The following is a 22209-nucleotide window of genomic DNA, read 5'->3' as shown; positions in this document are numbered from 1 at the left end:
CGGGGTCGAGGGGACGGGGTTGACTCCAGCCTCCGTGGCACGCTGCCCGCGATCATCGGGACCCGGGGTGATCCTGCGGCGTCGAAGGGTGGCCTCCGCGCTCCACCTTTCGGACGATGCGCCGGCGCGTCGCGCGGCTACCGTGGATCGGGTGATCCACCGCCCCCCGCCGTCGGCGACGCGCGCCCTGATCCTGGGGCTCGACGTCCTGCTCGCGGCGCTGGCCGTGGTCGCCGTCGTCCAGGCCCCGGCCGGGCGGACGTGGCCGTCCGTCGTGGTGGCCGTGGTGCTCGTCGCCGTGTACGTCGCGGGGCGCCGGGTGGTGCGCGTGCACGACCGGTCCGTCGACACCCCGCGCGGCGCGTGGTGGCCGGACTCCGCGTGGATCGCCGCCCTCGTGGTCCCGTGGGTGGTGCTGCTGTGGCTCTCGCCCGCCGCCCTCTGGCTCGCGTTCCCGCTGATGATCCTGCAGATGCACGTGCTCGGGCCGCACCGCGGCGTCGTCGCCGTGGGTGTCACGACGGCGCTCGCCGTCGCCGAGGGGCTGCTGGTGCAGGCCGACGCCGACGACCCGTGGACCGGGTTCGTGCTCGGCCCCGTGCTGGGCGCCGCCGTCGCCGTGGGCGTCGTGCTCGGGATCGAGGCGTTCGTCCGCGAGTCACAGACCCGGCAGCGGACCGTCGAGGAGCTCACCGCGGTGCGCCAGCACCTCGCGCAGGCCGAGCGGGACCGGGCCGTCACCGACGAGCGCGCCCGCCTCGCGCGGGACATCCACGACACCCTGGCCCAGTCGCTGTCCGCCATCGAGCTGCTCCTGCGGGCCGCCGAGGACGCCGTCGGCACCGACGACGAGAGGGCCCGCGACCTCGTCGGCCAGGCGCGCGGCGCCGCCCGCGACAGCCTCGCCGAGGCGCGCCGCGTCGTGCAGGACCTCACGCCGCCCGACCTCGACCGCACCACCCTCGTCGCCGCGCTGCGCCGCGTGGCCGCGCGGCAGCCGCTGGACGTGTCCGTGCGCACCGCCGGCGACGTCCGGCCCCTGCCCGTGCCCGTCGAGACGGCGCTGCTGCGCGTCGCCCAGTCCGCGCTCGCCAACGTGGCGCAGCACTCGGGTGCGGGTCGTGCCCGGCTCACGCTCACCTACGAGCGGGACACCGTCACCCTCGACGTCGTGGACGACGGTCGCGGCTTCGACCCGGAGGCCGTCGCGGGCGCCGCGGGGGCCCCCGGTCGCGGCTTCGGGCTGCCGTCCGTCCGGTCGCGGGCGCGCGAGCTGGGTGGCACGGTCGCGCTCGAGACCTCGCCGGGCGCGGGCACGGCCCTGGCGGTCACGCTGCCGGTGGAGGTGCCATGATCGACGTCGTGCTCGCGGACGACCACCCCGTGGTGCGCGCCGGGCTGCGGGCCGTGGTGGACGGGCAGCCGGACATGCGCGTGGTGCACGAGACCGGCACCGCCGAGGACCTCCTCGCCTGGCTCGACGACGGCGGGCGGGCCGACGTCGTCCTGCTCGACCTGCGGTTCGGCGACGCCGGCCCGGGCCGGACCCGGCTCGGCGGCGCCGAGGCGACCGGCACCGTGGTCCACCGGCACGCGACGCCCGTGCTCGTCGTCACCACCTACGGCACGGACGCCGACATCCTCGCCGCCGTGGAGGCGGGGGCCACCGGCTACCTGCTCAAGGACGCGCCCACGGAGGAGCTGGCCCGCGCCATCCGCTCCGCCGCCGCCGGCGAGGTCACCCTCGGGGCCGACGTGCAGCGCCGGCTCCTCGGCCGCATGCGGTCGCCGGGCGAGACGCTCAGCGCTCGCGAGCTCGAGGTGCTGCGCCTCGTCACGGCCGGCCGGTCCAACGACGCCATCGCGCGCGAGCTCTTCGTCTCCGTCGCCACCGTGAAGTCCCACCTGGCGCACATCAACACCAAGCTGGGCACCCAGTCGCGCACCGAGGCCGCCGCCGTCGCCCGCGAGCGCGGGATGCTCTGACGGCGCGCGCCGCGGGCGACCGAGTACCGCCCGGCGGCGCCGACCGCGGATTCCCGTTGCCCGGCGTACCCCGGCTCGGGCAGAGTCCGGCCATGACGATCCGCTACCCGCGCCCCCTCCGTCCCGGCGACACGATCGGCGTCACCGCGCCGTCGGCCGGCGTCGTCCCCGCCCTCCAGGAGCGGCTGCTGCACGCCGCCGACGTCGTGCGCGCGAAGGGCTACGACGTGCGCCTCGGCGAGACGCCCACGGGCGAGGGGATCGTCAGCGCGCCGGCGGAGGTGCGCGCGGCCGAGGTCACCGCGATGCTCACGGACCCGGCGGTGCGCGCCGTCGTGCCGCCGTGGGGCGGGGAGCTGGCGACGGACCTGCTGGGCCGCCTCGACTGGGACGCCCTCGGCGCGGACCCGACGTGGCTGGTCGGGTTCTCGGACGTCTCGACCCTCATGCTGCCGCTGACGCTGCGCACCGGCGTCGCGACGCTGCACGGTCAGAACCTCATGGACACCCCCTACGACGTGCCGGAGGGCATCGTCGGCTGGTGGGACGTCGCCGCGTCGGCGCAGGACGGCGGGGCGCTGGTGCAGCGCTCGCCGCGCCGGTTCCGCTCGTCGGGCTGGGACGACTACGAGCACGAGCCCGAGGTGTCGACGTGGACGCTCGACGCCGCCGGCTCCTGGCGGCGGCTCGACGGCGAGGACCCGGCCGCGCCGGTCGACGTCCGGGGGCGGCTGATCGGCGGCTGCCTGGAGACCGTCTCGCTGCTCGCGGGCACGCCGTACGGCGACGTGGCGCGGTTCGCGGCGGAGCACGCGCCGGAGGGCCTGGTCGTGTACCTCGACATCCTCGAGTGGGAGGCGCTCGAGGTCGGCCGGGCCCTGTGGGCGATGCGGCACGCGGGCTGGTTCGACGCCGCGCACGCGGTGCTGGTGAGCCGCACGCACGCGCCGGACTCGGACGGGTTCACCCAGCACGACGCCGTCCGGGACGCACTGGGCGACCTGGGGATCCCGCTGCTCGCGGACGTCGAGTGCGGGCACGTGCCGCCGTACCTCGCGCTGGTCAACGGCGCGCTCGCGCGCGTGCAGCACGGGCCCGAGGCGTCCGTGATCACGCAGAGGCTGGTGCCGTGACCCTCGCGCTGCTCGGCGACCACCGCGACCACCCCAGCCACCGGGAGCTCGACGCCCTCGTGCCGCGCCTCGCGGACGAGCTCGGCGTGGAGGCCGTGTGGGTGCCGACGGACGCCCCGTTCGACGTCGCGGACCACGACGGGGTGTGGCTCGTCCCCGGCTCCCCGTACGCCGACGAGGCGGCCGTGCTGCGCGCGATCACCGCGGCCCGGGAGGGCGGCACCCCGTTCCTCGGGACGTGCGCGGGGATGCAGTACGCGGTCGTGGAGCTGGTGCGGAACGTGCTCGGCGCCCCGGCGAGCCACGCGGAGTCCGACGGCGACGCGGACGACAACGTCGTGGCGGCGCTCGCGTGCTCGCTGTACGGCGAGGAGCGTCTCGTGACGCCGGTACCCGGCACGCGGTTCGCCTCGTGGGTGGGCGAGCCGTTCGTCGGGATGCACTACTGCGGGTACGCGCCGACGCCGGAGGCGGTCGAGGCGCTGGAGGCGGCGGGCGTCGTCGTCGGGGCGGTCGCGGACGACGCCGGGGCGGAGGTGCTGGAGCTCACGGGGCACCCGTTCTTCGTGGTCAGCCTCTTCCAGCCGCACATCGGCGCGTCGGCCGGGCGCCCGATCCACCCGCTGGTGCGGGCGTTCGCCGCAGCGCTCTGAGGCGGCCGGCGGTCAGGCGGTGCCCGGTGCCGCCGCCTGCTGGGCCAGGCCGGCGAGGACGGCGTCGAGCATCCGGTCGAGCTCGGCGGCGGACCCGAAGTCGGCCCACCGCGGCACGAGGGCGGCCATCGTCGGGTGGGTCCGGGCGTCGAACGCCGGGACGGCGGCCGGCCCCTCGGTCGTGCGCGCCAGGAGGTGTCCGTTGAGGAAGCCGAACAGCACCATCGGCGCGTCGGCGACGACGCGGTCCGGCAGCCCCGCGCGGCGCATCGCGGCGACGAGCGACTCGAGCGCCGAGATCGCGGCCGGCGACGTCTGCGCGCGCGTGGCGAGCAGCGGGAACACGTGCGGGTGCCGGAACGCCAGGTCGCGGTAGGCGTGCGCGAGGTCGCGCGCGACGCCCTGCCAGTCCCCGTCGCCGTCGTCGGCGCCGCCGGGGGCGATCTCGCCGAGCACCGCCTCGGAGACGGCGTCGAGCAGCGCGGCCTTGCCCTTGACGTGGTGGTAGATCGACATGGGGTCGACGCCGAGCTCGTCCGCGAGCCGGCGGACGCCGAAGCGCTCCAGGCCGTCCCGGTCGACGAGGGTGACGGCCGCGGCGGCGATCCGTGCCCGGTCGAGCCCCGCCGAGGTGCCGCGTGCGCGTCCGGCCATCGCCCGTCTCCGTTCCCTTGCGAAACCTACGACGTAGAACATAGCCTGCCAGAACCGACCTACACCGTAGGTTTTGATTCGCGCCCGGACGGCGCGCCGGACGGAAGGACTCCGATGACGACCACCCCGCAGGAGCGCCGGGCGCTCGCGGCGATGTCCGTGGGCCTCGGGCTCACCGTGCTCGTGACGATCGTGCCGTTCCTCGACGGCGCCACCCACCTGCTCGCCGACCACGTGCGGGCCGGCTACCCCTCCTACGACGCGGCACAGGTGAGCGCCGCCGTCACGACCTACCAGTACCTGCTGGCCGGCGTCGGCGTGCTCGGCGTGGCCGCCTGGCTGTGGACGATCCGCGTCGTGCGCCGGGGGCGGCGGTGGGCCCGGGGCGCGGCTGCGGCGACGCTCGCGCTCGCCGTGCTCGTGGCGCTCTCCGCGCTGTTCACGCGCGACACCTCCGGCGACGTCGGCCTCGCCCCGGCGCTGGGCTGGGCCGGGCTGCTCCCGTGCGCGGCCGGCGCGATCGCGGTCGTCCTGCTGTGGCGGGTGCCGCGCCGCGGCGCCGTCAGGGGAACGCCCGCGGCATGACCTCGCGCGCCGGGCCCGTGCGGTCGAGGAATCCGACCCCGCCGGCCTGGAGCTCGCGGGCGGCGTCGACCAGCGCGGACAGGGCGTTCCAGGCGAACGTGCCGCCGACGGAGATCCGCGCGACCCCGGCGTCGGCGAGCTCGGCGGGCGAGGGACCGCCCGCGACGAGCAGCGCGTTGACGGGCCGGTCGACCTCGCGGCAGACGGTCGCGACGGTGGCCGCGTCGCGCAGCCCCGGCGCGTACAGCACGTCGGCGCCGGCCTCCTGGTAGGCCTGCAGCCGCCCGATCGTGTCGGCGAGGTCGTCCCGCCCGTACAGGTGGTTCTCGCAGCGGGCCGTGAGCACCAGCTCGCCGGCGGCCTCGGCCGCGGCGGCGACGCGCTCGACGGCGAGGCCGCGGTCGTAGACGGGCCCGTCGTCCCGGCCGGTGGCGTCCTCGACGGAGGCGCCGGCCACGCCGGTGTCGCGGGCGTCCGCGACGGTGCGGGCGACGTCGGCGGGGGAGTCGGCGAAGCCGTTCTCCAGGTCCGCGTTCACGGGGACGTCGACGGCGGCCGCGAGGGCGGCGGCGTGCGCGAGCGCCTCGTCCCGGGTGACGGCGCCGTCGGGCCGGCCGAGCGTCGCGGCGAACCCGCTGCTCGTCGTCGCGACGGCGGCGAAGCCGAGGGCTGCGAGGATCCGCGCGGACCCGGCGTCCCACGCGTTCGGCAGCAGGAGCGGGTCGCCGGGGCGGTGCAGGGCGAGGAAGTCTGCGCGCATGCCGGGCACGCTACCGACGAGCGCCGACACGGCGGCGAGGTCGGGGGCGGTATCAGCGCAGATCGGTCGCTCTCTCCACGGGTAGGACGACGCGCGGCACCGCGCGGAGTCCTCTGACCGCGACGACGCGGCCCGGTACTTCCGGGAGGGCGACATGAGACGAGGCCTGGGCGCTCTGGCAGTCCTGCTGGTCCTGGCGACGACCGCGTGCGGGGACGGCGGAGAGCCGGCCGGCGCCGACGCCGGCGGCACGGGGCCGACCGCGACGACGTCCGAGGACGTGCGGCCCGGCGACGAGGGCGACGGTGGCAGCACGGACGGCGGCGACGAGAACGACGCGGGCGAGGACCTCGAGGACCCGCTGCCGCAGGCGGGCGGCAAGGCTCAGGCCGACCTCCCTGGCCTCCTCATGGGTGGCGAGGACTTCACGCTCGTCGGCGACGCGTGGTGCGGTCTCGCCTCGATCCAGTCGGACACGCTGCCGGACGGCCTGACGGTGACGATCACCGGCGTGACGGTGCAGACCGAGGGCGCGGCTGTGGTGGGCACGGACTGCGGGACGCCGTCGTGCCGCGGCGCGGTGCTCGACGCCGGCGGCCTCTCGTGCTGGGTCGCGGTGCGGCCTCCCGATCCCGGGACGGAGCTGGTCGACGTCTCGTTCGCCGCGAGCGCGACGTGCCGTACCCAGCAGCAGTGCGACGAGTTCACGGAGGCGACGACGCTCTACAGCGTCTGGTCGATGTGCCATCCGCCCGGTGACGTCGGGTACGACTGCGACGCGGCGACCGCCGAGACCTCCGAGGCGCCGACGGACGAACCGGGCGAGACGGAGACCGAGGAGTCGAGCGAGACGCCGGGGAGCGACGTGACCGGTACGCCGGAGGAGGTCACGCAGGAACCGGCCGACGGGCCCGTCGACGAGCCCGCCGACGAGCTCACGGACGAGCCCACCGGGGAACAGGTCCTGCCGTGACCCAGCAGCCGTCACCACCGGCGCACGAACCGAGCGTCCTGGCGCGCGTCTGGTCGGTGCTGGGCACGGTGGTCGCCCCGGCGACGTTCGTCACGGCGATCCTCTTCTACTTCGGCTACGTCTCGACCCGTGCGCAGTACCTGTACTTCGGTGTCGACGTCGACCTGCTCGGCTACAGCACGCAGGAGTTCGTCATGCGCAGCCCGCAGCCTCTCCTCGTGCCGATGCTCGCGGTGCTGCTCGTGGGGGCCGGGCTGGTGCTCGCGGACGCGGCGCTGCGGCGGCGGCTCACCGGTGCGGCGACGCCGACGGCGCACCGGTGGACGCTCGCGCTGACGGTCGGCGGCTCCGTCGTGCTGGCGGTCGGCGTGGCCCTGGTCGTGGCCTACGCCCCGCTGGCCGGGTGGGCCCCGTACCCGCTGGTGACACCGCTCGTGATCGGCGTCGGGTCGGCGGGCCTCGCGTACGGCCTCACCTGGTCCCACCGGCGGGCCGCGGCGTCCCACGTCGCCGGTGCCGAGGGCGCACGCGGGCCGACGACGGCCTCCGACCCCGCCCGCACCGCCGTCCTGCTGCTGGTCCTCACGGTGGTCGCCGCGCTCTTCTGGGCCACGGGCACGGTGGCCGAGTGGACGGGACGCGGCCAGGCCAAGTCGCTCGCCCGTGACCTGGGCAGCCTGCCCGCCGTCGTCGTCGACACCCCGCAGCGGCTGGAGGTGGGCGACCCGGCCGTGGCGGAGGAGGACCTGGCGGACGGGGACGGCCAATACCGGTACCGCTACCGCGGCCTGCGGCTCCTGGTCGAGGGCGGCGACTCCCTCTTCCTCGTCCCCGAGCGGTGGTCGCCGCACGGGTCGACGCTGGTCGTGCCGCTCGACGACGTCCGCGTGAAGCTGAGGTTCGTCAACGACCCGCCTTGAGCGCTCCCGCGCCCTCTGCGGGAGGATGTGCGGGAGCACCCGCGGTAGCGCCCGTCGAGGTGCGCCGGCAGAGACCAAGGAGGCACGTCGACGTGAGCCGCGAACGCTTCCCCCGGTGGGTGTACGAGAGGGGCACGGAGCCCGACCCGCGGTTCTCGCTGGCCAACGAGCGCACCATCCTCGCGTGGCTGCGCACCTCCCTCGGCCTCATCGCCGGCGGGACGGCGCTCGAGGCGCTGAACCTGCCCATGGAGCCGCACCTGCGCCTCACGTCCGCGATCGTGCTGCTCGTGGCGGGCGCCGTCGTGCCGGTCGCGGCGGCGGTCGAGTGGGCCCGCTCGGAGCGGGCCATGCGGGAGCACGGCCCGCTGCCGGGCGCGATCACCGGGTTCGTGCTGGTCGTGACCATCACCGTCGTGGGCATCCTCGTGCTGCTCGCCCTGCTGCTGCACTGATCGGCCCGCACCGACATGACCGACCGCCCCGACCCGCCGCTCGTCGGGCCCGAGCGCGACCGTGGCCTCCAGGTCGAGCGCACCGCGCTGGCCTGGCGCCGCACGCTGCTCTCCTTCACCGCGGCGTGCGCGGTGGCGTGGCAGACGCTGCCGGGCGTCGACGGCGAGATGTCGTTCCTGCTGGCCGCGGCCGTCGGGCTGGTGCTCACGCCCCCGCTGTGGTGGTTCGCCAAGCGGCACGCCCGCCACACCCACCGGCACCTCGACACGGCCGAGCCGCGCCTCCGCCACGGCCGGCGGATCGTGCTCATGTGCGCGGGCACGGCCCTGCTCGGCCTCGCCGGGCTGGTGGCGGTCGTCGTCTTCTGACGGCGGGCGAGCGCGTGGGGTCTGCTTCACTACCGCCATGTTCGTGCTCGTGGGCCTGTTCCGGCTCTTCGTCGTCGCGCTCGGTCTCGTCGGCACGCGCGCCATCTGGCGCGACGGCGACGTGGAGGGCTTCGTCTACTTCACCAACCTCACCAGCTTCCTGGCGGTGGCGGTCTTCGGCTGGGCCGCCGTCACGACGCTGCGACGCCGCGAGCCGCCACCGGTCGGGGCGAAGGGGCTGGTGACCCTCGCGGCCGCCATCACCGGGCTGGTCGCGTGGCTCGTCCTCGCCCCGGAGGACCCGGACGCCCCCGCCGTGTTCCTCGGGCTCACGGACGGGCAGGTCGAGCACCGGGCCCTGCCGATCGCCGTCGCGCTCGACTTCCTGCTGCTCGACCCGCACCGTCGCGCCCGCCTGCGCGACGCGGGCCTGTGGATGCTGTTCCCGGTGCTGTACTTCGGCGCGATCCTGCTGCGCGGGCAGCTCAGCCCGGGCAGCGAGTACCCCTACGGGTTCATCGACCTGGATGCCCTCGGGTGGGGCGGGCTGGGGCTCAACCTGGTGCTGTACGGCGGCGCGTTCTACGCCCTCGGGCTGCTCGTCGTCGCCGTCGACCGGGTGCTCCCCGCCCGCCCCCTCCTCGGCGGCGTCAGGGCGTGACGATGGCGAAGTCCGGGTCGCCGGGGTCGAGGACGGCGGTGAGGCGGGCGAGCACGCCCGCGTCGCCGCCGACCTGGATGCCGGCCTCGGCGAGCCCGTCGGGCGTCACGCCGCCCAGGGCGAGCGCGGGCAGCGCGCGGGTCGTCGTGGTGAGCGTGAGGTCGGCGTCGCCCGCCTGGGCGGCGGCGCTGTAGGTGAGCACGCCGTTGCGGAGCCACAGCCGGTAGCGCTCGCCGGAGTCGGTGAGCACGACGTCGATGGTGAGCTTCTCGTCCCAGGCGCGCGGCCCGTCCACCTGGATGGCGATGGCGTCGAACAGCATGGCCGGGGTGAGCGCGGCGATGATGTCAGGTGCGGCGGTCGCCGTCGGGGTGCCGAAGTTGCCGTCGCGCAGCTCGGTGGAGCCCGACAGGTAGACCGAGCGCCACGTACCGTTCTCTGCGCCGTAGCCGAGCTGCTCGAACGTGTCGGCGAGCAGCTCCTTCGCCCCGGCGTGTCCGGGCTCGGCGAACACGACGTGGGTCAGCACCTCGGCGACCCAACGGAAGTCCCCGGCGTCGAACGACGCGCGAGCCTTCTCCACGACGGCGTCCGCGCCGCCCATGAACTCCACGTACCGCTTGCCCTGCTCCACCGGCGGGTGCTGCCACAGGTGCGCGGGGTTGCCGTCGTACCAGCCCATGTACCGCTGGTAGATCGCCTTGATGTTGTGGCTCACCGAGCCGTAGTACCCGCGGGCGTGCCAGGCGTTCTCCAGGGCCGGCGGCAGCTGCAGCTGCTCGGCGATCTCGGAGCCGACGAAGCCCTTGTTCAGCAGCCGCAGCGTCTGGTCGTGCAGGTACGCGTACAGGTCGCGCTGCAGCGCCAGGTACTCGACGATCCGCGCGTTGCCCCAGGTGGGCCAGTGGTGCGAGGCGAACGCGGTCTCGACCTCGCCGCCGAACAGGTCGATCGTCTCGGTGAGGTAGTTGGCCCAGGCGTGCGGGTCGCGCACGACGGCGCCGCGCAGCGTCAGGAGGTTGTGCAGCGTGTGGGTCGCGTCCTCGGCGGCGCACAGGGCGTGGTGGTCCGGGAAGTACACGAGGAACTCGGCCGGGGCCTCGGTGCCGGGCGCCATCTGGAACACCATGCGCACGCCGTCGACCGTCTCCTCCTGGCCCGTGTGCGTGATGTCGAGGGTCGGCGCGATGAGGGAGACGGTGCCGGTGGACGTCGTCTGGCCGAGGCCCGCACCGACCTGAGCCTGCGGCCCACGGGCCAGGGCGGCGCCGTACATGTAGCCCGCGCGGCGGGCCATCGCGGTGCCGGCGTAGACGTTCTCGGCGACAGCGTGCTCGGTGAACTCGGCGGGTGCGAGCACGGGCACGCGGCCGGCATCGACGTCCTCCTGCGTGGTGACGCCCTTGACGCCGCCGAAGTGGTCGACGTGGCAGTGGGTGTAGATGATCCCGGTGACGGGGCGGTCGCCGCGGTGCTCGCGGTACAGGGCGAGGGCCGCGGCGGCGGTCTCGGTGGCGATCAGCGGGTCGAGGACGATGACGCCCGTCTCACCCTCGATGAACGTCACGTTCGAGAGATCGAAGCCGCGCACCTGGTAGATGCCCTCGACCACCTCGAACAGGCCCTGCTCCGCGACCAGCTGCGACTGCCGCCAGAGGCTCGGGTTCACGGTGTCCGGCGCGTCGCCGGTGAGGAAGTCGTAGGTGTCGTTGTCCCAGACGACGTCGCCCGCGTCGTTCGTGATCGCGTTCGGCGTCCGCCGGCCGATCAGGCCGCGCGTCGCGTCCTCGAAGTCCTGCCGGTCGGCGAAGGGAAGACTGTCCAGCAGAGCCTGCTGCTGGGCGACGATCGTGGGCGTGGCTGGCTTCGGTGTGCTCGGCATGGCGCCAGGCTGGCACCGGATCGCCCCCGGCGCGCGGTGAGGGCTCAAACGCCGGTGGACGGGCGGCCGGCGCGCTCGGCACGACGACGCTCCGCGAGCGCGTAGGCCTCGCGTACGGATCCGAGCAGCACGTCGGTCTGCGGGACGACGGCGTCCTGGAGCCGCGTCGAGACGCCGCCGGTGGCGAACCGGCGCGCCAGCTCCTCGGGGACGCCGCAGACGACGACGTCGACGCCGTGCTCGTGCCAGCGGTCCAGCAGCCGGTCGAGCGACTTGAGGAACGTGGTCGACGGGATGCCCGCGGAGCCGCGCAGCGAGATGACGAGGGCGGCGTCCTGGGTGTGCGCCGTGTGCGGCCACTCCTCCTCGAGGCGGTTCACCTCGGCGAAGAAGCCGGTGCCGACGTAGTGGAGCACGGTGGTGCGGCCCGACGGCAGGACGGTGGGGGCGTCGTCGACGCGGAAGCCGCCGTCGTCCGTGGGGACGAGCTGCACCAGCCTGCCGCGCTTGGCCGCCTGCACGGCGAACAGCACGATCGACAGGCCCGCCCCGAGGAAGATGGCCTGCTGCAGCGGCAGCTGCGTGGTGGCCGCGAACGTCACGACCAGCGCCGCCGCGGACAGCCACGACGTGCGGAAGACGAGCACGATGTCGGCCCACCGTCCGACGATGAGCTCGCCGCCGATGACGAGCAGCAGGCCCCCGATGACCGCCATCGGGATCTCGCCGGCCAGCGGGCCGAGCAGCAGCACCAGCACGATGAGCCACACGCCCGCGAAGATCCCGGCCCAGCGCGTCTGCGCGCCGCCGCTGGTCGCGACGCCGGTGCGCGACAGCGAGCCGCCGGTGGGCAGCGCGCCGAAGAACCCGCCCGCCACATTGGCGAGGCCCTGCGCCGTGAAGTCCTTCGAGACGTCGGTGCGCGAGCCGTCCGGGTTGGGCACCGCCGCGCCGATCCCCGCCGCCTGCGCGAGCGCGATCAGCGCGATGGCGAGCCCGCCGGACACGAGTTCCGGCATCGCGCCGAGGTCCGGCAGCGTGAACGGCGGCAGCGAGCGGGGGATGGCGGCGATGTCGCTCACCCGCTCCACGTCGGTGCCCAGCAGCGCGACGACCAGGGTGACGACGACGAGCGAGACGAGCGTCGCCGTCTTGCGCAGCGGCTTCACGAGCTGGAGCCCCGCCCACACGGCCACCGTCGCGACGGCGACGAGGACGGTCGCGCCGTCCCACTCCCCGACGTGCAGCACGCCCTCGACCAGCTTGCCCACCGTGTTGTGCGCCTCGGGCGTGTAGCCGGTGGCGTCCTTGACCACGCCGGCCACGATCTGCACGGCGATGCCCGCCGTGAAGCCGGTCATCACCGCCGTCGACACGAACGACATCACCGAGCCGAGCCTGAGCACCCCCAGCAGCAGCATCCACAGCCCGACCATCACGGTCAGCGCGGCGACGGAGCCCAGGTCGCCGGGGTCGAGGCCCGCGCCCGTGAGGATGCTCTGCGCCGACAGCGCGATCGCGCTCGTGAGCGTGGTGACCATGAGGACCGTGCGGCTGAAGATCGAGCCGATCACCGTGGGCACCGCGCCCGACCACAGGCCCATCGGCGCGGAGAACCCGCCGACCGTCGCGTACGCCATGCCCTCGGGGATGGAGAACAGGCCCGTCACGAAGCCGGAGACGACGTCGCGGGGGGTGGGCTTGGCGAGCTTCCGGGCCTTCCCGGTCTGGGGGGCCGCCGTCGCGTCGCTCGCCTCGCTCACTGGGTGCCCTCCTCGGGTGGCCGCCGATGCACCAAGCACCCTGCCCCACCAGGGGGGACGCCGCGACTGCAGCGTGCGCAGAACCTCAGCTGCAGTCCAGGTCCTGGCCCACGGACGCCGTGGCGTCGACGACGCCCTGCGCCTCGTCCTTGAGGGAGTCGGCCGCCTGGGCGAGGGTGGCGTCGTCGTCGACCTGACCGAACGCGGTCACGAGCGAGTCCCAGGCCTGCTCGACGTCGTCCGTGCGGTCGTCGGACACCTCGGCCAGGCTCTCGTGCAGCGTGCGCTGAGCGTCCTCGGCCTGGTCGCGCGCCGCCTGCACGTCCTCGACGGAGGCGTCCGGGCTCAGCGTGCTCGCGAGGTTCCGCAGGGCGTCCGTGTAGGCGGAGAGGTCCTGGCAGACCTGCGCCGTGTCGTCGCCCATCGCGTCCGTGCTGGACTCGCCGCACCCCGCCAGCAGCAGCGCCGTCGCGCCCAGCACCGCGTACCCCTGTCGTGTCCTCGCCCGGTCCATGGTCGACTCCTTCGTCGCGCTCCGACGCTCTCACCTCGACTGTCGCCGTCCCGCTCCGCGCTCGCGAGCGCACCGGCGGAGGAGAGATATCGGGGCGTTCCCGACCATCCGGATGAACCGTCGTTGGGCGAGCCAAGTCGCCCGATGTCTGACACCTTCGGAATGGTGCTCGCGCACAGCGTCGCGCGCGGGCGGTTTGCACCGATGTGTGGAGGGGCACTGATGGTGGACGGTCGTAGGGCTGCAGGGGAACGTCGGCGTCGACAGGCGCGGCTGCGCGCGCGGAGCCGGGTGCGCCGCGGCGCCTCCGTCCTGGGCGCCGTCGCGCTCGCGCTGGCTGGGGTGATCGTGCCCGCGACCACGGCATCGGCGGCGTCGTGGCAGGTGCAGAAGCTCGAGACGAGCACCGGTCCGTACCAGCCCGGGCAGACCGTCACCTGGGTCGTGACCGTCTCCTGTTCCGACCCGAACCAGGACCCGTGCACCCCCACGACGATGACGGACCCGCTGCCGGACTACGTCCAGCTCGTCAGTGCCTCCATCCAGAGTGCGGGAACCGGGACTGTCAACCCCCAGCTCGACGCCGACACCGCCTCCAACACCGTCACCTACACGGCCGACAGCGTGAACAACGGGCAGCAGTCGCAGATCCTCATCACCGCGGAGATCACCGACGACATCCCGTACAGCATGGACGGGCAGCCGATCACCAACACCGCGACGGTGGACTCGGACAACTCCGAGCCCGCCACGGGGTCCGACGACATCATCCCCGAGGTGCCCCTGGACCTCGACTCCGAGACCACGAAGAGCATCGAGCCGGACGGTGCGATCGCGAGCCCCGGCACCGCGGCGACGATGACGATCGGCAGCACCAACACGTCGAACGACCCGGTGGACTCCCTGGTCATCGTCGAGCCCACGGCCGGCACGGACCCGAACCCGTTCACCTACCTGGGCTTCACCGGGTGGGGCGACGTCGCCTGGCCCGAGGGGGCGACGTCGGCGGACGTGACCTTCACCTGCGCCGACGGGTCCACGCCGACGGAGACCTCGACCGACGTCGACACCCTGCCCGACCCGCCGGCCGGCTGCGTGGTGGAGGGCTTCACGGTCGAGTTCACCGGCGACATCGCGATCGGCGCCTCCGCTTCCATCCCGATCGAGGTGGAGCAGACCGATGCGGTCACGGAGCTCACGGACCCGACCACGATCACCAACACGACGTCGTCGAACGTGGTTCACGGCGACGACGAGTCCGACCCGACGACCGCGAGCGACACCTACGTCATCACGCCGCCGAACAATGCGGTCACGCCCACCAAGACGTTCAGCCCTGCCGTGGTGAGCGCTGGTGACCCGGCCACCGTGACGATCGGCGCGACGAACGACGGCGACCCGACCACGGAGCTGTCCATCACCGAGCCCTCCCCGGGCACCGACAGCCCGTTCGAGGGCGACGACCCGCTGACGTTCACCGGCTGGGGCACGGCCGACGACCCGGGCGTGGTGCAGTGGCCGAGCGACGCCACCGCGGCGAGCGTCACCTACACCTGCGTCGACGGGTCCACGCCGACGCTCGACGCCGAGGCGGTGGACACGCTGCCGGACCCGCCGGCCGGCTGCGACGTCGTCGGGTTCACCGTCGAGTTCACCGGGGACATCGTGACGGGCGCCGAGGCGTCGCTGCCGTTCCAGGTGGACACCGACCCGGACCAGGACGAGGAGAACGTCTTCCACCCGAACGAGATCACCGCGAACATCCCCAACGCCTCCGGCACGGCGGAGGACACGCTGGAGACGCTGACCGACCGGCTCGCGACTGACACGACCAAGTCGATCTCGCCGTCCACCATCCCGGCGCTGCCGGGCCAGACGGTCGTGGTCGGGCTGCCGACGCAGCTGCTGCCGTTCGGCGAGGACGGCTCCACCACCAACGCGGACCAGATCGTCGTCCAGGACCCGACCGACACGGACGCCCCGGGCGCGTTCTGGGACAACTTCACTGCGACGTCGGTCCGGTCCACCGACGTGCCCGCGGGCACCGAGCTGACGATCAACTACTGGGACGGCACCGAGTGGGTGGAGGCCCCGGACTGCGGCAGCCCGGTGCAGGGCGCCGCGACGGTCAACTGCGACCTGCCCGACGACGCCCAGGGCGTGCAGTTCGTCTACGACGACACGACGGGCAACGGCATCCCGCCGGGCACGAGCGTGTCCCCGAACTTCGTCGCCTCGTACATCGGCCCGGAGGACGCCGACGACCCGATCGAGAACTGCGGCGCCTCGAGCGCGTCGTCGGGCTCGGTCGCGCCGACCGAGCCGGCCGAAGGATGCGACACCGTCGACCCGTTCCCGGTGCCGACGGACCCGGGCGACCTGGACTTCATCGAGAAGTCGTTCCTGGCGCCCGAGGGGCAGACCGGCACGCCGTACACGCTGCGCGCCCGCACGCAGGACGAGATCACCGCGCAGATCACCTGGTCGACCAACGGGTTCGAGGGCGTGGACCCCATGGTGATCAGCGACATCGCCGACCCGGTCGCGGCGGACGACCCGGCGATCGCCGGCTCGTTCTACGACGCGTTCAACCTGGTGTCGGTCCCGGCCATCGACGGTTCCGTCGACCCGCTGCTCCAGTACGACCAGATCGAGAGCGTCGAGCTGTTCGTCGACGGAGCCTGGGTCGAGGCCTCGGGCGACCCGTGCCCGGACGCGTGCGACGGGACGTTCCCGGGCTACACCCTGACGGCCGAGGAGCAGGAGGGTGCGACGTCGGTGCGGCTCACCTACACCGAGTCGCCGTCTCGTGCGGAGTTCCCGGCCGACCCGACGGTCCCCGCCGCGGGGTCCGGTGTGGCGCGCTCGACGCAGGCCGACGGGCGGCACCTCGATCTCACGTTCCAGCTCCGCGACGACCGTCGCAGCGGCGGCCCGGCGCTCGGCCGTGACCAGGGGGAGATCTACAACAACCCCGACGACCCGGGTCTCGTCACCGACACCGCGCGCGGCACGGCGACGTTCCAGGGCACGGAGCGCACCGACACCGACGACGACGACGTGCTGATCATCGACCAGCCGATCAACGTCGGGATCGACAAGCAGTGGACCGGTGGCCCCCTGTCGGTCCCGCCCGAGGGCACGCCGTACGAAGACTTCCCGACGACGAACGTGACCGTCACCGCATCGAACAACTCGGTGGCGCGCGTGGATCAGCTACGCATCGCGGAGCCGTCGTCCGCCAACAACGACCTCGTCGTCGAGCCCGACGTCTCGCCCGGCACCAGCCCCTTCGACGCCTTCACGCTGACGGACATCATCGATGTCGTGCCGCCCGACGGGACCGAGACGACGACGGTCTCGTTGACCACCGTGGACGGCACCGTCACCGACTACTCCGAGGCGGAGGCGGAGGCGCTCACCGCCGACGTCCTCGCCGACGTGATCGGCGTGGAGGTCACGTTCGACGGGCGCATCGCGTCGACCGAGTCGGGGAACAACGAGGGCGTGCTGGACATGACCCTCAAGCTGCGTGAGTTCGACCGGTACACCGGCGACCGCATCACGGTGGACCACGACCCGAACCCGGTGCCGAACAGCGCGGGCGCGGAGGTCTCCGACCCGGGCGGCACCACGGACCAGGCGCCGCAGGCCTGGGACACCGCGGAGACCGAGCTCCAGGACGCCGAGATCTCGATGGTGCAGACCAAGTCCTTCACCCCGGGCACGGTCGTGGAGCCAGGTTCGGACGCCGAGCCGAACCCGACGTCGGTGCTCGAGATCACCGGCCAGCCCACGGGACCGTCGCGCGCGGTCGAGATGACCCTCACCGACATGGATGGCAGCTTCTGGAACCAGTACGACTTCGTCGACTTCGCCGACACGACCTTCACGGGACCGATCAACCAGGTGCAGGTCGACGCCTGCACCGGCGGCACGTACGACGAGGCGAGCGACACCTTCGACGGCTGCACGTGGACCGACGGCGTCCCGTCGTCGTCGTTCGGGCTGCCCGCCGGAGTGGCCGCGGCGGACGTCGTGGGCCTGCGGTTCACGTTCACCAAGGCGGACGGCACGATCTGGGAGAACCCGGCGAACCCCGTCCAGCGGGTGCACCTCACCGTTCAGGTCCGTGACACGCTCCGCTCCGACCCCGGCACGCCGGTGCCGACGGACCTGACCGGGAACGACCCCGCCCCGGGCGAGGAGGCGGCGGGCGTCGCCACGAACGACGTGACCTCCACGGTCACGGGCGCGGACCTCGTCTTCAACCCGGACGACCCGGAGAACCCGATCCCGGTGTCCGCCGACGCGGACGCGCAGGCGACGATCAACTACGAGCACGCCGAGAACGGCGTGAAGATCGTCAAGGACTTCGACACGGACATCACGGGTGGCACGAAGCCGCCGAACACGGTCTTCCCCATGAACATCACCGTGACGAACGTCGGGAACCGCCCGATCTACGACCCGGTGATCATCGACGACCCGATGCCCGCGGACGCCGACGGGCCGCAGCTGCGGCTCGCGGACGTCGACGAGCCGTTCAGCTATGCGCTGACCGAGCCCACGACGGCGCCGCCCGGCCAGCCCAACGGGCCCCAGATGCCCAGCGACCCGGACGCGGTGACCGTGGACCAGGACGGCAACATCGCCGGCCTGACCTGGACGTTCCCCGAGGGCACGGTGCTCGAGGTGGGTCAGGTGTACACCATCACCGTGCAGGTCGAGTTCCGGACGACCCTCGCCGCGAACACGGTGGTCGAGAACACGGCGGGCGTCACCGGCGACCGTCCGTGGGACGTCTGCCAGGCGCAGTCCGGTAGCGACGGGACCACTATCGACGGTCGCGTCAACGAGGACACGGGGGCGTGCGAGGCGGACTCCGACGTGACGCCGATCCCGTCCGGCGTCCTCGCCGAGTCGAAGTACGTCAAGGCGACCGACGACGAGTACCCGCTCGGCATCATGGTCGATCCGGACCAGCCGGGGAGCGTCACCCCGGAGGACTGCGCGCCGGTCGAGCCCTCCGGCGACCCGGAGTTCTACGCCTACCCGTGCACCCCGATCATCCCGCCGGGGCACGATGAGACCTGGCGCATCCGGGTGGACAACGTGGGCAACCTGCCCATGGACAAGGTCGTGATCTACGACCGCCTGCCCACCCCCGGCGACACCGCGTCCGACCCGACCAGCAGCTCGGCCCGCGGCTCGCAGTGGACGCCGATCCTCGACCCGAACTTCCCGCCCGAGGTGGTCGACGCCCCGGCCGGCAGCACCACGGCGTTCTACTACACGACCGTCGACGACTACTGCGCGGACGACCTGAGCGACCCGCTGAACGAGCCGACCTGCTCCGACGACCCCGCGACCGGCGGGTGGGCCCCGCTGACCGCGGACACGGGCGACGAGACGTACGCGCAGATCACCGCGCTCAAGGCGGTCATCACCATGGCGGACGGGAACCTGTTCCAGCCGGGCAGCTCGCTCGCGCTGCAGGGCACGACGACCACCCCGCCCGAGGTGCCGGCAGCAGGCGACCGGTCGATCGCGTTCAACTCAGCCGCGACCTCCGGGGTCGTGGTGGCCCCGGGGGGCACCCGGCTCAACTCGCTGTCGACCGAGGGCACGAAGGTCGGCGTCGCCACGGCGAGCGGCCCGCTCGAGGTGAACAAGCTGGTCACGGGTGACGGTGCCCAGTACGCGCCGGACTCGTTCGAGCTGAACGTGCAGTGCACGTCCGGCGTGGGCACCTGGGTGGAGGAGGAGCTCGACCCGATACCCATCACCGTCGTCCCGGGCACGCCGACAGTCGTGCCGGACCTCCCGTACGGCGCCGAGTGCACCATCACCGAGGACGCGGAGGCCGGGCAGAGCGAGCTCATCGTCGGCACGGTGACGATCGACAGCGAGGACCCGGAGAACCCGACCACCATCACGGCGATCAACCGCTACGACCTGTCGAGCATCGTCATCGACAAGGAGGTCGTCAGCGACGCCGTGGACCAGGACGGCGAGCCGATCGTGTTCGGGCCGTTCGACGGCACGGTCGAGTGCACGTTCCTCGGCGAGCCGGTGTACGCCGACGGCTACGGCCCGGACGACCCGATGACGTTCGAGCTGAACGACGGCGACTCCGTCGAGTTCGACGGCCTTCCGGTCGGGTCCGAGTGCACGGTGACGGAGACGGGGGCGGGCAACGCGTCGTCCACGACCATCACGGTGCAGCACGGCCCGCTGGGCGAGCCCGAGGTCACGGACGGCACGTCGGCGGATCTCACGCTCGCCGGCGACATCGTGGGCCAGCCGCGCAACGCGGTGACGTTGACGAACACCTTCGACGTCGGCTCGCTGCAGCTGCTCAAGGAGGTCACGGGCGACGGTGCCGACTTCGCCACCGGGCCCTACACGTTCGACGTCGTCTGCACGTTCGACGGCGACGGCGAGGGGGGAGCGGACCCGCAGACCGTGTACGACGGCTCCGTGAGCCTCGGCGGGGACGACCCGCTCGAGGCGACGATCGACAACCTGCCGGTCGGAGCCGAGTGCGTCGTGACGGAGACCGACGACGGCGGCGCCACGTCGACCGCCATCGACCCGGAGACGGTCGTGATCGGCGGGGACGACGGCACCGAGGACCCGGTCCAGGTGACGGCGACCAACACGTTCGACGTCGGATCGGTCGTGGTGGACAAGATGGTCGACGGCGACGGCGCGCAATATGGCACGGGGCCGTATGAGGTGACCCTCGCCTGCACGTTCCAGGGCGAGGAGATCGACATTCCGGGCGGCGCCACGCGGGAGTTCACGCCGGGTGACCCGGCCACCTTCGCCGGGCTGCCGATCGGTGCGGAGTGCACGGTGACCGAGTCGGACGACGGCGGTGCGACGTCGGTCGCGATCGACCCGGAGAACGTCACGGTCGGCGGGGACGACGGCACGGAGAGCGAGGTGGGCGTCACCGTGACGAACACCTACGACCTCGGGTCGCTGCAGGTGGAGAAGGACCTGGCCGGGCTGGGGGCGCTGTACGGTCCCGGGCCGTTCGAGGTCGAGCTCGCCTGCACCTTCCAGGGCGAGGACATCGAGATCCCCGGGGGCGCGACCCGCACGATCGACGGCGGGGAGACGATCACCTACGACGACCTCCCGGTCGGCGCGGAGTGCACCGTCACCGAGACGGACGCCTTCGGGGCCAGCTCGGTCACGATGGACCCGCCCGGCGAGGACGACGCGACCAGCGGGACGGTCGTCGTCGGAGGGGACGACGAGGACCCGGCTCTCGTCACCGTGACGAACACGTTCCTCACGTCGCCGGTGATCGTCCGCAAGGCGGTCGACGGCGACGGCGCCGGGTTCGCCCCGCCGATGCCGGACTACCCGCCGTTCCCCGGGCTCCCGGACCCGCTGCCCACCACGCCCGAGGAGCTCCTGGCGGCGCTCCAGGACGTCCAGGAGTGGCTGGCCCAGGTGCCGTTCGGCGAGTTCCCCTACCAGGTGTCGATGGCGTGCACGACGAGCGAGGGCGAGGAGGTCACGATCCCGGGCGGCGAGACCCGCCGGTTCGGGCCGGGCTTCCCGGGCCTGTACTTCGGGATCCCCGACGGCGCGACCTGCACCGTGACGGAGACCGACGAGGGCGGCGCCACCTCCGTGGACGTCGCGCCCGACTCGGTCATCGTGGACGGCACCCAGCCGATCACGGAGCCGGTCGAGGTCACGGTCACCAACACCTACGACGTCGGCGAGTTCACCGTCGAGAAGGCGGTGGACGGCGACGGCGCCGAGGCGTACGGCGACGGGCCGTTCGAGGTGACCGCGGTGTGCACCTTCGAGGGCAACGACATCGAGGTCCCGGGTGGTGCCACGCGCGCCGTGTCGCCGGACGAGCCGGCGGTCTACTCCGGCCTGCCGGTGGGCGCCGAGTGCCTCGTCAGCGAGTCCGCCGACGGCGGTGCGACGTCGTCGACGATCACCACCGCCGTCGAGGACGGCGACCCGGGCGAGGTCGTCGTGCCTGCGTCCGACGCCGAGCAGGTCTCGCTGCTGCTGACCAACACCTTCGACCTCGGCGAGCTCACGGTCGACAAGGTGGTGGACGGCGACGGGGCGGAGGCCTGGGGGACCGGCCCGTTCGAGGTCGCGCTGGCCTGCACGTTCGACGGCGACGAGATCGAGATCCCTGGCGGCGCGACACAGACGCTCACGGGCGGCGAATCGGTGACGTACACCGACCTCCCGGTCGGCGCGGAGTGCGTCGTGACGGAGACGGGCCCTGCAGGCGCCACGTCCACCACGGTCTCGACGACCGTCGAGGACGGCGACCCGGGCCAGCTCGTGGTGCCGGCCGCGGACGCCGACCCGGCGGTGGTCACGGTGACCAACACGTTCGACGTGGGGTCGGTCGTCGTGGAGAAGGTGGTCGACTTCGAGGGCGACGCGTACGACGTCGGGCCGTTCGAGGTGACCCTCGCCTGCACGTTCCAGGGCGAGGACATCGAGATCCCGGACGGCGCGGCGCGCGAGATCGCGGCGGGCGACACCGTCACCTACGACGGGCTTCCGATCGGCGCGGAGTGCGTCGTGACGGAGACGGACGACGGCGGTGCTGCGTCGTCCACGGTCTCGGCCGTGGGCGACGGGGACCCGGGCGCGGTGACGATCGCGGCCGACCCGGCGTCGATCACGGTGACGAACACGTTCGACGCCGTCCCGCCGCCGAGCGACGACGGCGACACCGGGGGCGGCTGGCTGCCCACGACGGGCGCGGACATCGCCCTGTGGGTCGGCCTCGCCGTCCTGCTGATCGTGGCCGGCGTGATCGCCGTCGGGGTCCGGCGCCGACAGCAGCACTGACCGCGCGCACGACGGCGCCGACCCTGGTCACGGGGCCGGTGCCGT

At 73.4% G+C, this 22209-nt stretch carries 16 protein-coding genes; 11 read left to right on the top strand and 5 right to left on the bottom strand.

What is annotated here, in order from left to right:
• Nucleotides 1-151 precede the first annotated feature (151 nt).
• The 4 genes from ACFQ8T_RS00990 (at nucleotide 152) to ACFQ8T_RS00975 (ending at nucleotide 3772) form a co-directional block, all read left to right on the top strand.
• Nucleotides 152-1354, top strand: coding sequence for a sensor histidine kinase (locus ACFQ8T_RS00990; protein WP_430544707.1), 1203 nt, complete (start codon nucleotides 152-154; stop codon nucleotides 1352-1354).
• Nucleotides 1351-1986, top strand: coding sequence for a LuxR C-terminal-related transcriptional regulator (locus tag ACFQ8T_RS00985; RefSeq protein ID WP_430544706.1), 636 nt, complete (start codon nucleotides 1351-1353; stop codon nucleotides 1984-1986). The genes ACFQ8T_RS00990 and ACFQ8T_RS00985 overlap by 4 nt, the downstream gene beginning before the upstream one ends.
• A 92-nt stretch (nucleotides 1987-2078) precedes the next feature.
• Nucleotides 2079-3119 (top strand): S66 peptidase family protein, encoded by a 1041-nt coding sequence (locus tag ACFQ8T_RS00980; protein ID WP_430544705.1) that lies wholly within the window; start codon nucleotides 2079-2081, stop codon nucleotides 3117-3119.
• Nucleotides 3116-3772: a hypothetical protein gene (locus ACFQ8T_RS00975; protein ID WP_430544704.1), complete on the top strand. Its 657-nt coding sequence runs from the start codon at nucleotides 3116-3118 to the stop codon at nucleotides 3770-3772. Before ACFQ8T_RS00980 ends, ACFQ8T_RS00975 begins: the two co-directional genes overlap by 4 nt.
• Before the next feature lie 12 nt (nucleotides 3773-3784).
• On the opposite strand, the gene ACFQ8T_RS00970 is transcribed toward ACFQ8T_RS00975, so the two are convergent.
• Nucleotides 3785-4426: a TetR/AcrR family transcriptional regulator gene (locus ACFQ8T_RS00970; RefSeq protein WP_430544703.1), complete on the bottom strand. Its 642-nt coding sequence runs from the start codon at nucleotides 4424-4426 to the stop codon at nucleotides 3785-3787.
• A gap of 114 nt (nucleotides 4427-4540) precedes the next feature.
• Here ACFQ8T_RS00970 and ACFQ8T_RS00965 point away from each other — a divergent pair, with 114 nt between their 5' ends.
• Nucleotides 4541-5011 carry a hypothetical protein gene (locus ACFQ8T_RS00965; protein ID WP_430544702.1) on the top strand — a complete coding sequence of 157 codons (471 nt, stop codon included), beginning with the start codon at nucleotides 4541-4543 and terminating at the stop codon, nucleotides 5009-5011.
• Here ACFQ8T_RS00965 and ACFQ8T_RS00960 read toward each other — a convergent pair.
• Complete coding sequence (locus ACFQ8T_RS00960) at nucleotides 4989-5771, bottom strand: isocitrate lyase/phosphoenolpyruvate mutase family protein (RefSeq protein ID WP_430544701.1); 783 nt, start codon at nucleotides 5769-5771, stop codon at nucleotides 4989-4991. The two genes, ACFQ8T_RS00965 and ACFQ8T_RS00960, sit on opposite strands and share 23 nt — an antisense overlap.
• A 154-nt stretch (nucleotides 5772-5925) precedes the next feature.
• On the opposite strand from ACFQ8T_RS00960, the gene ACFQ8T_RS00955 reads away from it, so the two are divergent.
• The 5 genes from ACFQ8T_RS00955 (at nucleotide 5926) to ACFQ8T_RS00935 (ending at nucleotide 9149) form a co-directional block, all read left to right on the top strand.
• Complete coding sequence (locus ACFQ8T_RS00955) at nucleotides 5926-6744, top strand: hypothetical protein (RefSeq protein WP_430544700.1); 819 nt, start codon at nucleotides 5926-5928, stop codon at nucleotides 6742-6744.
• Nucleotides 6741-7664, top strand: coding sequence for a hypothetical protein (locus tag ACFQ8T_RS00950; protein ID WP_430544699.1), 924 nt, complete (start codon nucleotides 6741-6743; stop codon nucleotides 7662-7664). Before ACFQ8T_RS00955 ends, ACFQ8T_RS00950 begins: the two co-directional genes overlap by 4 nt.
• A gap of 92 nt (nucleotides 7665-7756) precedes the next feature.
• A complete protein-coding gene (locus ACFQ8T_RS00945) occupies nucleotides 7757-8119 on the top strand; it encodes a YidH family protein (RefSeq protein WP_430544698.1) in 363 nt (120 codons plus the stop codon).
• Between the two features lie 15 nt (nucleotides 8120-8134).
• Entirely contained in the window at nucleotides 8135-8488 is a 354-nt protein-coding gene (locus ACFQ8T_RS00940) for a hypothetical protein (RefSeq protein ID WP_430544697.1), read from the top strand.
• 37 nt (nucleotides 8489-8525) lie between these two features.
• Complete coding sequence (locus ACFQ8T_RS00935) at nucleotides 8526-9149, top strand: Pr6Pr family membrane protein (RefSeq protein ID WP_430544696.1); 624 nt, start codon at nucleotides 8526-8528, stop codon at nucleotides 9147-9149.
• Here ACFQ8T_RS00935 and ACFQ8T_RS00930 read toward each other — a convergent pair.
• The 3 genes from ACFQ8T_RS00930 to ACFQ8T_RS00920 all read right to left on the bottom strand — a co-directional run bounded on the left by ACFQ8T_RS00930 (nucleotide 9139) and on the right by ACFQ8T_RS00920 (nucleotide 13308).
• Entirely contained in the window at nucleotides 9139-11031 is a 1893-nt protein-coding gene (locus ACFQ8T_RS00930; RefSeq protein ID WP_430544695.1) for an alkyl/aryl-sulfatase, read from the bottom strand. The two genes, ACFQ8T_RS00935 and ACFQ8T_RS00930, sit on opposite strands and share 11 nt — an antisense overlap.
• 44 nt (nucleotides 11032-11075) lie before the next feature.
• On the bottom strand, nucleotides 11076-12794 hold the full coding sequence (locus tag ACFQ8T_RS00925) for a SulP family inorganic anion transporter (RefSeq protein ID WP_430544694.1): 1719 nt from the start codon (nucleotides 12792-12794) through the stop codon (nucleotides 11076-11078).
• An 85-nt stretch (nucleotides 12795-12879) separates the two neighbouring features.
• Nucleotides 12880-13308 (bottom strand): hypothetical protein, encoded by a 429-nt coding sequence (locus ACFQ8T_RS00920; protein WP_430544693.1) that lies wholly within the window; start codon nucleotides 13306-13308, stop codon nucleotides 12880-12882.
• Nucleotides 13309-13599: 291 nt separating this feature from the next.
• Between ACFQ8T_RS00920 and ACFQ8T_RS00915 the strand changes: the two genes are divergently transcribed.
• A complete protein-coding gene (locus ACFQ8T_RS00915) occupies nucleotides 13600-22164 on the top strand; it encodes a DUF5979 domain-containing protein (RefSeq protein ID WP_430544692.1) in 8565 nt (2854 codons plus the stop codon).
• Nucleotides 22165-22209 lie beyond the last annotated feature (45 nt).

The sequence above is a fragment of the Isoptericola sp. NPDC056618 genome (assembly GCF_042792715.1).
Taxonomy (GTDB): domain Bacteria; phylum Actinomycetota; class Actinomycetes; order Actinomycetales; family Cellulomonadaceae; genus Isoptericola; species Isoptericola nanjingensis.
This window is presented reverse-complemented; position numbering and strand designations above follow the sequence as displayed.

What these genes read in the sequence shown, in the direction of transcription:
- ACFQ8T_RS00985 (WP_430544706.1), top strand. Translation starts at nt 1,351, where the DNA reads ATGATCGACGTCGTGCTCGCGGACGACCACCCCGTGGTGCGCGCCGGG.
- ACFQ8T_RS00935 (WP_430544696.1), top strand. Translation starts at nt 8,526, where the DNA reads ATGTTCGTGCTCGTGGGCCTGTTCCGGCTCTTCGTCGTCGCGCTCGGT.
- ACFQ8T_RS00955 (WP_430544700.1), top strand. Translation starts at nt 5,926, where the DNA reads ATGAGACGAGGCCTGGGCGCTCTGGCAGTCCTGCTGGTCCTGGCGACG.
- ACFQ8T_RS00965 (WP_430544702.1), top strand. Translation starts at nt 4,541, where the DNA reads ATGACGACCACCCCGCAGGAGCGCCGGGCGCTCGCGGCGATGTCCGTG.
- ACFQ8T_RS00960 (WP_430544701.1), bottom strand. Translation starts at nt 5,771, where the DNA reads ATGCGCGCAGACTTCCTCGCCCTGCACCGCCCCGGCGACCCGCTCCTG.
- ACFQ8T_RS00920 (WP_430544693.1), bottom strand. Translation starts at nt 13,308, where the DNA reads ATGGACCGGGCGAGGACACGACAGGGGTACGCGGTGCTGGGCGCGACG.
- ACFQ8T_RS00970 (WP_430544703.1), bottom strand. Translation starts at nt 4,426, where the DNA reads ATGGCCGGACGCGCACGCGGCACCTCGGCGGGGCTCGACCGGGCACGG.
- ACFQ8T_RS00930 (WP_430544695.1), bottom strand. Translation starts at nt 11,031, where the DNA reads ATGCCGAGCACACCGAAGCCAGCCACGCCCACGATCGTCGCCCAGCAG.
- ACFQ8T_RS00940 (WP_430544697.1), top strand. Translation starts at nt 8,135, where the DNA reads ATGACCGACCGCCCCGACCCGCCGCTCGTCGGGCCCGAGCGCGACCGT.
- ACFQ8T_RS00980 (WP_430544705.1), top strand. Translation starts at nt 2,079, where the DNA reads ATGACGATCCGCTACCCGCGCCCCCTCCGTCCCGGCGACACGATCGGC.